This window comes from Amycolatopsis acididurans (genome assembly GCF_012328925.1).
Taxonomy (GTDB): domain Bacteria; phylum Actinomycetota; class Actinomycetes; order Mycobacteriales; family Pseudonocardiaceae; genus Amycolatopsis_E; species Amycolatopsis_E acididurans.
Genome location: NZ_JAAXLS010000002.1, coordinates 182,789 through 196,011 on the forward strand (window position 1 = coordinate 182,789; position 13,223 = coordinate 196,011).

Annotated in this window: 16 protein-coding genes; 7 read left to right on the top strand and 9 right to left on the bottom strand. The window is 70.0% G+C overall.

Features of this window, described 5'->3' with window-relative positions; translation table 11 throughout:
- Window positions 1–15: 15 nt before the first annotated feature.
- Window positions 16–426: a pyridoxamine 5'-phosphate oxidase family protein gene (locus HFP15_RS04280; RefSeq protein WP_312871458.1), complete on the bottom strand. Its 411-nt coding sequence runs from the start codon at window positions 424–426 to the stop codon at window positions 16–18.
- 152 nt (window positions 427–578) lie between these two features.
- Here HFP15_RS04280 and HFP15_RS04285 point away from each other — a divergent pair, with 152 nt between their 5' ends.
- Together HFP15_RS04285 and HFP15_RS04290 are read left to right on the top strand one after the other, a co-directional pair.
- On the top strand, window positions 579–998 hold the full coding sequence (locus tag HFP15_RS04285; RefSeq protein ID WP_168511646.1) for a CBS domain-containing protein: 420 nt from the start codon (window positions 579–581) through the stop codon (window positions 996–998).
- 107 nt (window positions 999–1,105) lie between these two features.
- The gene (locus HFP15_RS04290; RefSeq protein WP_168511648.1) at window positions 1,106–1,777 is read left to right on the top strand and encodes a hypothetical protein; all 672 of its coding nucleotides are present in this window, start codon (window positions 1,106–1,108) and stop codon (window positions 1,775–1,777) included.
- A 75-nt stretch (window positions 1,778–1,852) separates the two neighbouring features.
- Here the strand turns inward: HFP15_RS04290 and HFP15_RS04295 are convergent, their stop codons facing one another.
- Genes HFP15_RS04295 through HFP15_RS04305 form a run of 3 tightly spaced genes read right to left on the bottom strand, consistent with a single transcriptional unit; the run spans window position 1,853 to window position 3,434 of the window.
- Window positions 1,853–2,254 carry a ChaB family protein gene (locus HFP15_RS04295; protein WP_168511650.1) on the bottom strand — a complete coding sequence of 134 codons (402 nt, stop codon included), beginning with the start codon at window positions 2,252–2,254 and terminating at the stop codon, window positions 1,853–1,855.
- A gap of 58 nt (window positions 2,255–2,312) precedes the next feature.
- Window positions 2,313–2,579 (bottom strand): hypothetical protein, encoded by a 267-nt coding sequence (locus HFP15_RS04300; RefSeq protein WP_168511652.1) that lies wholly within the window; start codon window positions 2,577–2,579, stop codon window positions 2,313–2,315.
- A gap of 9 nt (window positions 2,580–2,588) precedes the next feature.
- Window positions 2,589–3,434, bottom strand: a complete 846-nt coding sequence (locus tag HFP15_RS04305) for an SDR family oxidoreductase (RefSeq protein ID WP_168511654.1) — start codon at window positions 3,432–3,434, stop codon at window positions 2,589–2,591.
- A gap of 56 nt (window positions 3,435–3,490) precedes the next feature.
- Between HFP15_RS04305 and HFP15_RS04310 the strand changes: the two genes are divergently transcribed.
- Together HFP15_RS04310 and HFP15_RS04315 are read left to right on the top strand one after the other, a co-directional pair.
- Window positions 3,491–4,543 carry an NAD-dependent epimerase/dehydratase family protein gene (locus HFP15_RS04310; protein WP_168511656.1) on the top strand — a complete coding sequence of 351 codons (1,053 nt, stop codon included), beginning with the start codon at window positions 3,491–3,493 and terminating at the stop codon, window positions 4,541–4,543.
- A gap of 38 nt (window positions 4,544–4,581) precedes the next feature.
- The gene (locus HFP15_RS04315) at window positions 4,582–5,904 is read left to right on the top strand and encodes a M20/M25/M40 family metallo-hydrolase (RefSeq protein ID WP_168511658.1); all 1,323 of its coding nucleotides are present in this window, start codon (window positions 4,582–4,584) and stop codon (window positions 5,902–5,904) included.
- Here the strand turns inward: HFP15_RS04315 and HFP15_RS04320 are convergent.
- From HFP15_RS04320 to HFP15_RS04335, 4 genes are all read right to left on the bottom strand, one after another.
- Window positions 5,901–6,221 carry a hypothetical protein gene (locus tag HFP15_RS04320; RefSeq protein WP_168511660.1) on the bottom strand — a complete coding sequence of 107 codons (321 nt, stop codon included), beginning with the start codon at window positions 6,219–6,221 and terminating at the stop codon, window positions 5,901–5,903. The two genes, HFP15_RS04315 and HFP15_RS04320, sit on opposite strands and share 4 nt — an antisense overlap.
- 47 nt (window positions 6,222–6,268) lie before the next feature.
- Window positions 6,269–6,487, bottom strand: a complete 219-nt coding sequence (locus HFP15_RS04325; RefSeq protein ID WP_168511662.1) for a DUF5703 family protein — start codon at window positions 6,485–6,487, stop codon at window positions 6,269–6,271.
- A complete protein-coding gene (locus HFP15_RS04330; RefSeq protein WP_376768845.1) occupies window positions 6,484–7,482 on the bottom strand; it encodes a YncE family protein in 999 nt (332 codons plus the stop codon). Before HFP15_RS04330 ends, HFP15_RS04325 begins: the two co-directional genes overlap by 4 nt.
- Before the next feature lie 78 nt (window positions 7,483–7,560).
- The gene (locus HFP15_RS04335) at window positions 7,561–8,517 is read right to left on the bottom strand and encodes an aldo/keto reductase (RefSeq protein WP_168511666.1); all 957 of its coding nucleotides are present in this window, start codon (window positions 8,515–8,517) and stop codon (window positions 7,561–7,563) included.
- Between the two features lie 109 nt (window positions 8,518–8,626).
- Between HFP15_RS04335 and HFP15_RS04340 the strand changes: the two genes are divergently transcribed.
- The 3 genes from HFP15_RS04340 to HFP15_RS04350 all read left to right on the top strand — a co-directional run bounded on the left by HFP15_RS04340 (window position 8,627) and on the right by HFP15_RS04350 (window position 12,384).
- Entirely contained in the window at window positions 8,627–9,463 is an 837-nt protein-coding gene (locus HFP15_RS04340) for an undecaprenyl-diphosphate phosphatase (RefSeq protein ID WP_168511668.1), read from the top strand.
- Window positions 9,464–9,539: 76 nt separating this feature from the next.
- Entirely contained in the window at window positions 9,540–10,250 is a 711-nt protein-coding gene (locus HFP15_RS04345; RefSeq protein ID WP_168511670.1) for a histidine phosphatase family protein, read from the top strand.
- Window positions 10,251–10,383: 133 nt separating this feature from the next.
- Window positions 10,384–12,384 carry a M3 family metallopeptidase gene (locus tag HFP15_RS04350; protein WP_246271416.1) on the top strand — a complete coding sequence of 667 codons (2,001 nt, stop codon included), beginning with the start codon at window positions 10,384–10,386 and terminating at the stop codon, window positions 12,382–12,384.
- A gap of 51 nt (window positions 12,385–12,435) precedes the next feature.
- Here the strand turns inward: HFP15_RS04350 and HFP15_RS04355 are convergent, their stop codons facing one another.
- Window positions 12,436–13,161, bottom strand: coding sequence for an SDR family oxidoreductase (locus HFP15_RS04355; RefSeq protein ID WP_168511674.1), 726 nt, complete (start codon window positions 13,159–13,161; stop codon window positions 12,436–12,438).
- Between the last annotated feature and the right edge of the window lie 62 nt (window positions 13,162–13,223).

Consider the following 13,223-nt stretch of genomic DNA (forward strand, 5'->3'; position numbering starts at 1 on the left):
GCGCCCCGTGCCGTGTCACGCGACCCGGCGCCCGGACACGACCTCGATCGGGATCCGGATACATCGTACGTCCGTGGCGAGCGGTGGCTGCCAGGATAACTCCGGGCGGCGCTGCGGCAGATCGCATTCCACGGCGGCGCTGGCCCGGCCGAGGACCGTCACCCACCAGCCGGTGCGCAGGCCGGGGTCGAACGCGTCGACCTCGAAGGCCACCACACCGTCGTCGGCCGAGCCGAACAGGTCGGTGCGGGCCTGCACGGGGAACCAGACCGAATCCTGCTGCACCAGGTACTTGACGGGCTGCACGGCGGGAAGGCCACGTTTGGTGAACACCACCCTGCCCACCTCGACGCTGGCCAGCAGTGCGACGCACTCGTCGCGGTCGAGCACCTCCAGACCGAACGCATCGAGCATCGCGCCGTCCACCCTCACTCCTCCGGAAGCGTCCCCGGATCACCATCCCGCCCCGGCGAACCGGCCGGTAGGGCCATTCGACCCGGTGCTTTCCGGCCCGTTTGGCCTGGCCCGGACCGGGAAGGTTACGACCGCACCCGAAACGAAGAAGGAGGGAAACGACCATGGCTCCAACGGTCAAGGAGATCATGACCCGCGACCCGGTGACGCTGGCGCCGACCGCCACGGTCCGGGAGGCCGCGCGGCAGATGCGCGAACGCGACATCGGCAACGTCCTGGTCGCCGACGGCAACGATCTGCGCGGCATCGTGACCGACCGCGACATCGTGGTCCGGGGCCTGGCAGAACGCGACGACCTGTCCGACTGCCACCTTTCCGACGTGTGCAGCGACCGCGTCGTCACGGCCGACCCGAACGAGGACGCCGAGGAGACGATCCGGCGGATGCGGCAGAACTCGATCCGGCGGATCGCGGTCGTGGAGCAGGGCAAGCCCGTCGGCGTGCTGTCGCTGGGCGATGCCGCGATGGAGAAGGACCCTAACTCCGCACTCGGTGAGATCAGCTCGGCACGCGGCAATCAGTGAGCCTGCCGGAAAATCTCCGGATGGCCCGGCATCGGAAAAACACCTGACATACATCGGCAGGCGCATCATGGTTTCAAAGCCCTAACCGGGTGAAGGAGCCGTGCGCCATGCCCATGCAGTTTTTCGAGCCACTGCTTTGGCCGTTCATCGTGCTGTTGTGGCTGATCGTCTCGATGTACTCGCGGGCGGCGCTGTACCGGCGATGGCGGACCCAGCCCCAGCCGGCACGGCGCCGCCCGGTCCAGGTTTCCCAGCCCCCACACGTCAAGCCCACGCGGGTGCGGTGGCAGGAAGCGCGGGCGAAGTACGCGAAGGTCGCCACGGAATACGGTGAATACGAATCGGATCCGCTGCGGGTGCTGAGGCTGCCCGCGCTGGCCGATCCCGAGGTGCCTTCCACGGGCCGGTTCATCGATGCCTTCCACGAGGCGATGGCCCTGCACACCGACGAGTACCCCGGCGACCCGATGGCACGGAAGTTCGCCGAGGCGACCGAAACCGCCACGAAAGCGTGGGCCGCGGCTTGCGAGGCGGCCGAGAAACTCCGGGCGTCGCGGTTCACGGCGGAGGAACGCGCGCTTATCGCGCAGGGCATCAAGCTACTGGAGCTGGCGCAGGGCGGGGCGACGCCGGCCGAGGCGGAGGCCGCCTACGCGGCGGCGCGGCAGGTGCTGGCGAAACTCGAGCGCAGCGCGGGCACGCGGCTGGACTGGCGGGTGCCCAGGGCCGCGCGTCAGGTCATCGAACGCGACGGGAAACCCCACCTGCCTCCGGCATGAGGCCTGTCCCGCCGTCGCGCCGTGAGGGCCCCACATGAGGGCCCCACATGAGGTTGGTCCCTCACGGCGTTGTCGCTACTTGCCGCGAGCCTGCGCGGTCTTGCGGTTGTTGGCGCGCTCGATCGCCTTGACCAGTTCCGGCTTGTTCATCGACGAGCGGCCCTTGATGTCCAGTTTCTGCGCCACCTCGTACAGGTGGTGCTTGCTGGCCGACGCGTCCACGCCGCCCGCCGTCTTCGTGGCCTTGCGGTTGGCGCCCCGGCTGGCCTGCTTGTCGGAAGGACCCTTGTGGCCCTTCTCCTCCCAGTGGTCGCCGACCTTCTCGTAGCTGTGCTTGAGCGCCGCGTAGGCGGTCTGGTGGGCGCGGCGGCCGTCGCCGTAGGTCTCGGCGGCGGAGTCGTGCGCCTTGATCCAGGTCTCCTGCGCATGCTTCGGCGAGCGTTTCAGCGTGCTCGGCAGTACCTCTCGTCCTGGCATTGGGACTACCTCCACTCCGTCTTGCGCTTGCCGAAGGAGTTCCCGGCCCGGATCTTCATCAAACCTGGTCACGTACGTGCAAGGCCTGCTCCTCGGCGCCGCCGGCGGGCCGTTCGGGAGTGTGACCGTCGGCGATCTCCGCGCCCTCGTCGTCGGTCATCTCGTTGGACCGGTCGGGCGCGGCGAACTGCCCACCCGGCGTCTCGGAATCCGGTTCGCGTGCGTAGTCCGGATCCTCGACACGCCAGGTCACCGGGTCCTCGAGCGGGGCGGTTTCCGGCTCCAGTTCGAGGTTTTCCTGCTGTTCGGATCGGTTCTCGGCCATCTCTCCTCCTCAGCCGGGCATGGTCTCGCCGCCGAGCGCGGCGATGACCTCTCCGGTGTAGTAGGACGACATCTGGTTCGCGGCGAGGAACACGTACGAGGGCGCCAGTTCGTCCGGATGCGCGGGGCGCTTGAGCGGCACCTGCTCGCCGAACTTCTCGACATGCCCCTCGGACAGCGTCGCCGGGATCAGCGGAGTCCACACCGGACCGGGTGCGACGGCGTTGATCCGGATGCCGCGTTCGGCGAGCGCCTGCGCCATCGAGTACGTCCACGCGATGATCGCGCCCTTGGTCGCCGAGTAGTCGATGAGCTTCTTGTTGCCGCGCAAACCGTTCACCGACGCGCTGTTCACGATCGCACTGCCTTCGCCCAGGTGCGGCAGCGCCGCCTGGGTCACCCGGAAGAAGCTGTGCATGTTCACGTCGAACGTGTGCAGCCACTGGTCTTCGGTGAGTTCGTCCGGCGAATCCAGCTCCTGCTGCGTCGCGATGTTGTTCACCAGCAGGTCCAGCCCACCGAGCGCGGACACGGTGCGTTCGACCACCTCGCGGCAGTGCTCGCCGCGCGCGAGGTCCCCGGGCAACAGCACGCATTGCCTGCCGGCCTTGCGCACCAGCTCGGCGGTCTCCTCGGCGTCCTCGTGCTCGGACAGGTACGCGATCGCCACGTCGGCGCCCTCCTTGGCGAAGGCGACCGCCACGGCGCGGCCGGTCCCGGAATCGCCGCCGGTGATCAGCGCACGCCGGTCCCGGAGCAGGTCACGCCCGGTGTAGTCGCTCATCGCGTCCCGCGGCTTCGGCCGCATCTCTTCGGTCGAGCCGGGCGGTTCCTGCTGCTGCGGAGGTGTGCTCATACCGGTCGTGATGCCCACGTCCGATTGGCCCAAACGTCGCCGGGTACCCGGCCGGAATGAGTAACGGGTTGCGCGTCGTGGTCACCGGCGCGAGCGGCAACGTGGGCACGAGCGTCATCGAAGCACTGGCCGCCGATCCCGGGGTCGGCTCGATCCTCGGTATCGTTCGCCGCCAGCCGGGCTGGACGCCGCCGAAGACGGAATGGGCGCTGGCCGATGTCGGGGAGGACGATCTCGGGTACCTGGTGCGTGGTGCGGACGTGGTGATCCATCTCGCGTGGCTGTTCCAGCCCACGCACGACCCGACGGTCACCTGGCGCGTCAACGTCCTGGGCAGCATCCGGCTGTTCGAGGCGGTCGCCAGGGAACGCGTACCGGCACTGGTGCACGCGTCCTCCGTCGGCGCCTATTCGCCAGGGGACGGGGAAGGGCCGGTGGACGAGTCCTGGCCGACGCACGGCTGGCCCGAAGCCGCCTATCCACGCGAAAAGGCCTATCTTGAACGGTTTCTGGACGCCTTCGAACTTGCGCACGCCGAGACGAGGGTCGTGCGGATGCGCCCGGCGTTCATCTTCAAACGGGAATCGGCCTCCCAGCAACGGCGTCTGTTCGCGGGCCCGTTCGTGCCGGGGCTGCTCCCGTCGCTGCTGCCCGTCGTGCCGGACGTGCCGGGGCTGCGGATGCAGGGCGTGCACACCGCCGACATCGCCGAGGCGTACCGGCTCGCCGCGACGCGCGACGTGCGCGGAGCGTTCAACGTCGCCGCCGAGCCGGTGCTTGACGCGCCTGTGCTCGCCGGGCTGATCGGCGCGCGCACCGTGCGCCTGCCGAAATGGGCACTACGCGGACCGCTGGCCGCGGCCTGGCGGCTGCACGTCGTCCCGGCGACTCCCGGGCTCTTCGAGACCGTGCTCCGACTGCCCACAATGGACACTTCGCGGGCGCGTACCGAACTCGGCTGGACGCCTCGCTACACCGCGACGGACGCGATCGCGGAGTTCCTCACCGGCCTTCGCCACGGCGCGGGCATGGACACCCCGCCGCTGGCGCCGGACAGCGCGCGCGGACGGCTCGCCGAGTTGCGCACGGGGGTCGGAAGCCAAGCCTGACCCGGCACGGTACCCGGCGAGGATGATAGGAAGAGCCGGTGACCGAACCGAGCATGATCGACAGCGCGGCCGACGAGGCCGTCACGCTCACCAGCGAGCTGATCCGCATCGACACCACCAACACCGGTGATCCGGACACGCTGGTGGGGGAGCGGGCGGCGGCGGAGTACGTGGCCGATAAGCTCACCGAGGCCGGTTACGAGATCACCTACGTCGAGTCCGGCGGCAAGAACCGGCACAACGTCATCGCGCGGCTGCCCGGCGCCGACCCCGGCCGTGGCGCGCTGCTGGTGCACGGCCACCTCGACGTGGTGCCCGCCGATGCGTCGGAGTGGTCGGTGCACCCGTTCTCCGGCGCGATCCAGGACGGTTACGTCTGGGGCCGGGGCGCGGTCGACATGAAGGACATGGTCGGCATGACGCTGGCGCTGGCCAGGCACTACAAGCGGCACGGCATCGTGCCGCCGCGCGACATGATCTTCGCGTTCCTCGCCGACGAAGAGGCCGGGGGCAAGTTCGGCGCGCAGTGGCTGGTGGAGCACCGGCCCGAGCTGTTCGAGGGCGCGACGGAGGCGATCAGCGAGGTCGGCGGGTTCTCCATCACGCTCAAGGACGACGTCCGCACCTACCTGATCGAGACGGCGGAGAAAGGCATCCGCTGGATGAAGCTGCGGGTGCGCGGCACCGCAGGGCACGGCTCGATGATCCATCGCGACAACGCCGTCACCAAGCTGTCGGAGGCGGTCGCGCGCCTGGGCAACCACCGTTTCCCGCTCGTGCTCACCGATTCGGTGCGGGAGTTCCTCGCGGGCGTCACCGAGATCACCGGCTGGGACTTTCCGGAGGACGATCTCGACGGCGCCGTGGCGAAGCTGGGCAACATCTCGCGCATGATCGGCGCGACCCTGCGCGACACCGCCAACCCGACGATGCTCACCGCCGGGTACAAGTCGAACGTGATCCCGTCGGTGGCCGAGGCGGCGGTCGACTGCCGCATCCTGCCCGGCAGGCTGGAGGCGTTCGACCGCGAACTGGACGAGATCCTCGGGCCGGACATCGAGAAGGAGTGGATGGAACTCCCGCCGGTGGAGACCACGTTCGACGGGGCGCTGGTGGACGCGATGACCGCGTCGGTGCTGGCCGAGGACCCGGGCGCGAGGACGCTGCCGTACATGCTCTCGGGCGGCACGGACGCGAAGTCGTTCCAGTCGCTGGGGATTCGCAACTTCGGTTTCGCCCCGCTCAAGCTGCCCGCGGATCTGGACTTCTCGGGCCTGTTCCACGGCGTGGACGAGCGGGTACCCGTCGACGCGCTGCGGTTCGGGACTCGTGTGCTGGACCGGTTCTTCCGCAGCGCCTAGGAAGGCCGGTCGTTCTCCCGGCTGATCAGGGTGGTCAGCAGACCGGTGATCTGGTCGAGCCCCGCGGCCGTCACGTCGAACTTGCCCCGCATCTCGGTGAAACCGTCGTCGACCTTGCGCTCGAGCGCGTCGATACGCCGGTCCACCGCGTCGAACCGCCGGTCCACTGCGCCGAATTGCTCCCGCGTCTGCACCGCCAATACGTTGATCGCCTGGCGGTTGGCGTCGACCTTGACCGCCAGATCGGCGATGTGTCGCGCCGCGGCTGCGTCCTGCCGCGCCGCGCGTGCCTCGACGGTCAACTCACCGACGCGCATCTCCAGCGCGCCGACACGGGCTTCGAGTTCAGGCGATGCCGGGCCTGCTAGGAGGCCAGGTAGCCGACCTCGGCGGGACGGCGTTTGCGGCGGAGCCAGACGCGCCGCGTGCCGTCGGAGTAGAGCCGGACCGTGGACAGTTCCCAGCCCGCGAACTCGGCGTGGATGGAGAGCTGGGTCGCGGCCGCACGCCGGGACAGGCCTGGCGGGAGCTGCAGCCGGCGGTACTCCCAATCCTCGTCGACCACCGCCTCCTGCTGTTTCATGGCTGGATCACCTGGATCCCTTCTCCTGTTGCCGAGCCGACGAACACCCGCGAGGTCTGCTCGTCGACGGTGATCGAATTCGGCTGTCGCACCGTCGGGAACCGGTACTTCTCGACCGGTTCGCCGCCGCGCACGTCGAACCCCACGACCTCGTTGCGTCCGGTGAGGGTGACCCACGCGAGCGACCGCTTGGCGTCATAGGCGATGCCGTAGACGCCGCCGGGGACCGGGTACATCTGCCGCAGCAGCAACGGGTCCGCGGAGAACGCGAGCAGCGCGCCGGCACGCGTGTCGGTCACCAGCACCCGCCCGTAGGAGTCGGTGACCGCGTTCGTGGCGCCGTCACCGGCCCGCAGGCCCTCGCCGACCGTGCCGCCAGCGACGTCGACGGAGAACACGGCCGTGCGCAGCCGGTCGAGCACGACGGTGTGGTCGCCGGGCCGCAGGACCTGATCGGCGCTGTAGAGCCCGCCGGTGATCGTCTTGACCAGCGCGTCGCCCTGGAAGACGTCGATGGCCTTGCGGTCGCGCACGGCGACGAGCGTCTGGCCACCTGCCATGACGGCGCTCGCGGGCTGTCCCGCGACCTTGAGCACCGATACCTGCCCGGCGGGCAGCGCGATGCGGGCCACCTCGCCCTTCGCCGGAATCGTCGCCAGCAGCTGCCCGCCGGAGACGTCGAGCTGTTCGACCGGCCCGTCCACGGCGACGCGCACCGGGGCGGCGGCCGTGTCGTCGGACCGGTAGAGCAGCACGTCCTGGCCGGACGCGACGGCGAGAGTGCGGCTGGCGGGATCGGTGACGATCGCGGTCACCGCCGCCGAGGGGAGTACCGTGCCCGCGGGGGGAACCGACGGCGCCGGCGAAACGGGTGCCGTCGCCGCGACGGGATTGGTCACGATCTGCAGCTCGTCGTCACCCTGGCCGTTACCGGACGAGCAGCCCGAAGCGAGTAGCGCACCTGCTATCGCCACCGCCACGGCCGACCTCCGCACGCGCCCTCCGGACTTCTGCTCACTTGGGCCTAGCATGCTCCAGATTGCCCGCCACGTCACGCGTGTGTCACCTGCTTGTCACTTGGGCCACCGCTCGGGGTAACCGAACTGGATCGCGCTGACGTCGTCGAGCGCGGCTTTGATGGCGTGCGGCAGAGCGATCTCCTCCGCCGCGAGAGAGCCGGTGAGCTGGCCGGTGTCGCGGGCGCCGACGACGGGGGCGACCACGCCGGGCCGGTCGCGCACCCAGGCGAGTGCGACCACCAGGGGAGAGGTGCCCAGGCCATCGGCGGCCGTGGACACCGCCTCCACGATGCGGGCCGCCCGGTCCGTGCGGTGCTGTTCGACGTAGCCCGCGTAGGCGGGGGAGGCGCCGCGCGAGTCGGCGGGCGTGCCGGTGCGGTACTTGCCGGTCAGCACCCCGCGGCCGAGCGGGGCCCACGGCAGCAGCCCGATCCCGTGGTGCACCGCGGCCGGCACCACCTCACGCTCGACGCCGCGCTCCACCAGCGAGTACTCGACCTGCGTGGAGACCAGCGACGTCCGCGACGCGGCGGTCGCGAGCTGCCAGCCCGCGTAGTTCGACACACCGGTGTAGCGGACCTTGCCGGAGCTGACCGCGTAGTCGAGCGCGGACAGCGTCTCCTCGAGCGGCACGCTGGCGTCCCACGCGTGCAGCTGCCACAGGTCGATGTGATCGGTGCCCAGCCGGCGCAGCGACCCGTCGAGTGCGGTGAGCAGCGCGCCGCGCGAGGCGCCGCCGCCGAACGGCCCGTCGGTGCGGCGGGCGACGGCCTTCGTCGCGATCACCAGGTCGTCGCGCGGAACCAGGTCGGCGATCAGGGAGCCGAGGATTCGTTCGCACTCGCCCTCGGCGTAGATGTCGGCGGTGTCCACCAGCGTTCCCCCGGCGTCCACGAACACGACCAGCTGGCTCGCCGCCTCCTCGGCGTCGGTATCGCTGCCCCAGCTCATGGTGCCCAGCGCCATCCTGGAGACGCGCAGTCCCGACCGTCCCAGCTGTCGCTTCTCCATAACTCCAGAGAGTAACTGGGTGGCGAAGCGACGCCCGTGTGGGCCACGATCCCGCGATCGCTACCCTGCGCTCCGTGCATAACAGACTTTTCGCCAGGGCCCGGTGATCATGGGCTGGTTCGAAGCCATCGTCCTCGGCCTGGTCCAGGGCCTCACCGAGTTCCTCCCCATCTCCTCCAGTGCGCACCTGCGGATCACCGCCGCGCTCGCCGGCTGGGACGACCCCGGCGCCGCGTTCACCGCCGTGATCCAGATCGGCACCGAACTCGCCGTGGTGCTCTACTTCGGCCGCAAGATCGGCCAGATCGTCCGGGGCTGGTTCTTCTCCCTGTACAAGAAGGAATACCGGCAGGACCCGGACGCGCGGATGGGCTGGCTGGTGATCGTCGGCTCGATCCCGATCGTGGTGCTGGGGCTGCTGTTCCAGGACGACATCCATCACACCTTCCGGGATCTGCGGATCACCGCGACGGTGCTGATCGTGTTCGGCATCATCCTCGCCATCGCCGACCGCATCGGCTCGCAGCAGCGCACCCTGGATCAGCTGACCGTGCCGCACGGGCTCGGTTACGGCTTCGCGCAGGCACTGGCGCTCGTGCCGGGTGTGTCGCGCTCGGGCGGCACGGTCACCGGCGGTCTGCTGCTCGGCTACACCCGCGCGGAGGCCACCGAGTACGCGTTCCTGCTCGCGGTGCCCGCCGTGTTCGGCTCCGGCCTGTACGAGGTCAGCAAGATCGGCGGCGCGAACAGCCCGCAGTGGGGGCCGACGATCCTGGCCACGCTCGTCTCCTTCGGCGTCGGCTACCTGGTGATCTCGTGGCTGATGAACTTCATCAAGACCAAGAGCTACCTGCCGTTCGTGATCTACCGGGTCGCGCTGGGCGCCGCGTTGTTCGTGCTGATCTTCACCGGGGTTCTCGATCCCAGCGCGGGACCCGACTTCTGAGCTGCACGTAGGGGCCAGCCCCTCGCCCACCACCACCCTCAACGGAGGCATTGCGTGCCGCGGCTACTCTCGGGGCGTGGCTACCGTCATTCTGCTCCGGCACGGCCGGTCGAGCGCCAACGGTTCGGGTGTGCTCGCCGGCCGGATGCCGAAGGTCGGGCTCGACGAGACCGGGCGCACCCAGGCCAAGGCCCTGCTCGACCGGCTGGCCAAGGTGCCGCTCGCCGAGGCCGTGGTGTCGCCGCTGCTGCGCTGCAAGCAGACCCTGGCCCCGCTACTGGACGACCGCGGCATCGAGCGCACCGTCGAGCCCCGCCTGTCCGAAGTGGACTATGGCGACTGGACCGGCAGGGAGCTCAAGACGCTGGTGAAGGAACCGCTGTGGCGGGTCGTGCAGGCGCATCCGTCGGCGGCGGTGTTCCCCGGCGGGGAGGGGCTCGCGGGCATGCAGGCGCGGGCCGTCGCCGCGATCCGCGAGCACGACGCGCGGATCACCGCCGCGCACGGGGACCACGCGGTCTGGGTGGTGTGCAGTCACGGCGACGTACTGAAGGCGATCGTCGCCGACGCGCTCGGCCAGCATCTCGACTCGTTCCAGCGGATCGTGGTCGACCCGGCCTCGGTCTCCGTCGTGCGCTACACCGAGACTCGCCCATTCGTGTTGCGCGTGAATGATCACGGCTCGGATTTCGCGGCAATAGTGCCCGAGAAGCCCAAGCGCGGTAGGAAGAAGGCATCCTCCGACGCCACGGTCGGAGGTTCTACGGGACAAAGGGGCCGCGCGTGAGTGAGCTTGCGAACGAACGATGCACCACAGCAGTACGGGCTCACGGGAGTGCCGAGGGAAGCGAGGCGCGCCTGTGAGTACCGCGTTGCCGCCGGACAATCCGTTCGCCAAGCCGAGCGAGCTGCCCTACGGCATGCCGCCGTTCGACCGGATCACCGAGGAGCACTACGCCCCGGCGTTCGAGGCCGGGCTCGCCGAGCACGCCGCGGAGATCGAGGCGATCGCGGGCAGCGCCGAGCCGCCCACGTTCGACAACACGATCGTCGCGCTCGAACGTTCGGGCCGGCTGCTCGGCAGGGTGTCCTCGGTGTTCTTCAACCTCACCTCCTCGGACACGAACCCGGTGCTGCAGGACCTGCAGGCCGAGGTCGCGCCGAAGCTGGCGGCACACCACGACGCGATCCGCCTGGACCCGAAGCTCTACGGCCGGGTGCGTGAGCTGTACGAGCGCCGCGAGGAACTCGGGCTGGACGCCGAGTCGGCGTGGCTGCTGGAGCGCGTGCACACCGATTTCGAACGGGCGGGCGCGGGCCTGCCGGAGGCCGACCAGCGGCGGCTGCGCAAGCTCAACGAAGAGCTGTCGATGCTGAGCACGAGCTTCCAGGAGAACCTGCTGCGCGACACCAACGACCTCGCGGTGCTCGTCGACGATCCGGCGGAGCTGGCCGGGCTGTCCGCGGACGCGATCGCGTCCGCGGGCGAGGCGGCCGCGGCGCGCGGCGAGCAGGGCCGGTACCTGCTGAACCTGAGCCTGCCCACGTCCCAGCCGCTGCTGGCGTCGCTGCAGAACCGTGAGCTGCGCAGGCGCCTGTTCGAAGCGTCGGTCTCGCGCGGCAATCGCGGCAACGACAACGACAACACGGCCGTGCTGCGGCGCATCGCGGCGCTGCGGGCCGAGCGCGCCGCACTGCTGGGCTACCCGCACCACGCCGGGTATGTGATCTCCGACGAGACCGCCCGCACCTCCGACGCCGCGGTCGGGCTGCTGGAGCGGCTGGCGCCGGCGGCGGTGGCCAACGCCAAGCGCGACGCCGACGAGTTGCAGCGCTACCTGGCCGAGGACGTGCCCGGCGCGAAGCTGGAGCCGTGGGACTGGGCGTTCTACGGCGAACGGGTCCGCAAGGCGCGCTACGACGTGGACGACGCGACACTGCGGCCCTACTTCGAGCTCGACCGGGTGCTCGTCGACGGTGTGTTCTTCGCCGCGGGCAAGCTGTACGGGCTGAGCTTCACCGAGCGGCACGACCTGCCCAAGTACCACCCCGAGGTGCGGGTGTTCGAGGTCTTCGACGCCGACGGCTCGCCGCTGGGACTGTTCCTCGGCGACTACTACACGCGCGATTCCAAGCGCGGCGGCGCGTGGATGAACACGTTCGTGGACCAGTCGGACCTGCTCGGCGACCGGCCGGTGGTGGTGAACAACCTCAACATCACCCGCCCGCCGGAGGGCGAGCCGACGCTGCTGTCCTTCGACGAGGTGGTGACGGCGTTCCACGAGTTCGGGCACGCGCTGCACGCCCTGCTGTCGGCGGTGAAGTACCCGACGTTCTCGGGCACCAACGTGCCGCGTGACTTCGTCGAGTACCCGTCGCAGGTCAACGAGATGTGGATGTTGTGGCCGGAGGTGCTGGCCAACTACGCCAAGCACCACCAGACCGGCGAGCCGCTGCCGCAGCGGCTGGTCGAGCGGCTGGAGGAGTCCGCCCAGTACGGCCAGGGCTTCGCGACGACCGAGTACCTGGCCGCCGCCCTGCTGGACCAGGCATGGCACGGCATCAGCACCGACGACGACATCTCCGACGTCACCCGGTTCGAGGCACAGGCACTGGAGAAGGCAGGCGTCGCCCTGCACACCGTGCCGCCGCGCTACCGCAGCACGTACTTCGCGCACGTGTTCAGCGGCGGATACTCGGCCGGCTACTACTCCTACATCTGGAGCGAGGTGCTCGACGCCGACACGGTGGAGTGGTTCAAGGAGAACGGCGGGCTGAGCAGGGCCAACGGCGACCACTTCCGCCGCGAGCTGCTCAGCCGCGGCGGCAGCCTGGACTCGATGGCCGCGTTCCGCACGTTCCGCGGCCGCGATCCGGAGATCACGCCGCTGCTCAAGCGCCGCGGCCTCACCGGGGCCTGAGCCGTGGCCCCCTCATGGTGCTCCGCGCCATGAGGGGGACCGCACGGCCGGCTACCAGGGAACCTCGCCGTCGTCTTCGAAGAACCCGCCGGTCGGGCCGTCGTCGGGCAGGGTCGCCAGCGTGATCGCGATCGCCGCGCCCTGTTGCGGCGTGCGGACGCCGCGGAAGCCGTTGAGGTCGGTCGCGGTGAAGCCGGGGCAGCCCGCGTTGATCAGGATCCCGGTGCCGGCCAGTTCCTTGACGTACTGGATCGTGACTGCGTTGAGGAACGACTTCGACGGCGCGTAGGCCGCCGAGATCGGGCCGGTCTCCGCGCCGGGCGTCGACTGCCGGGTGAGCGAGCCGACGCTGCTGGACATGTTCACGATCCGCGGCGATGCCGACCGGCGCAGCATCGGCAGCATCGCGTTGGTGACCCGGATGACGCCGATGACGTTGGTCTCCACGACCCTCCGGATCGTCGCGGGGTCGACCCTGGTCGGCTCCTGCGGCACGCCACCGGTGATCCCGGCGTTGTTGACGAGCACGTCGAGGCCGCCCGCGTGCTGGTCGATGAGGTGCGCGGCGGCGGTCACGCTCGCGTCGTCGGTCACGTCGAGTGGTACGCCGAACGCCTCGACGCCTGCCGCACGCAGTTTCTCCACGGCGGTCTCGCGGCGCTGGTCGTCGCGAGCGCCGATGCCGACGTTCCAGCCCAGCGCGCCGAGCCCCGCCGCGATCTCGTATCCGATCCCCTTGTTCGCGCCGGTGACCAGCGCGATCTTCTGTTGGCTCATGGCTCCATCGTGTGCCCGCCCCCCGCGCCCGCTCCAACACCGATCGGGTCGGCAGCGATACC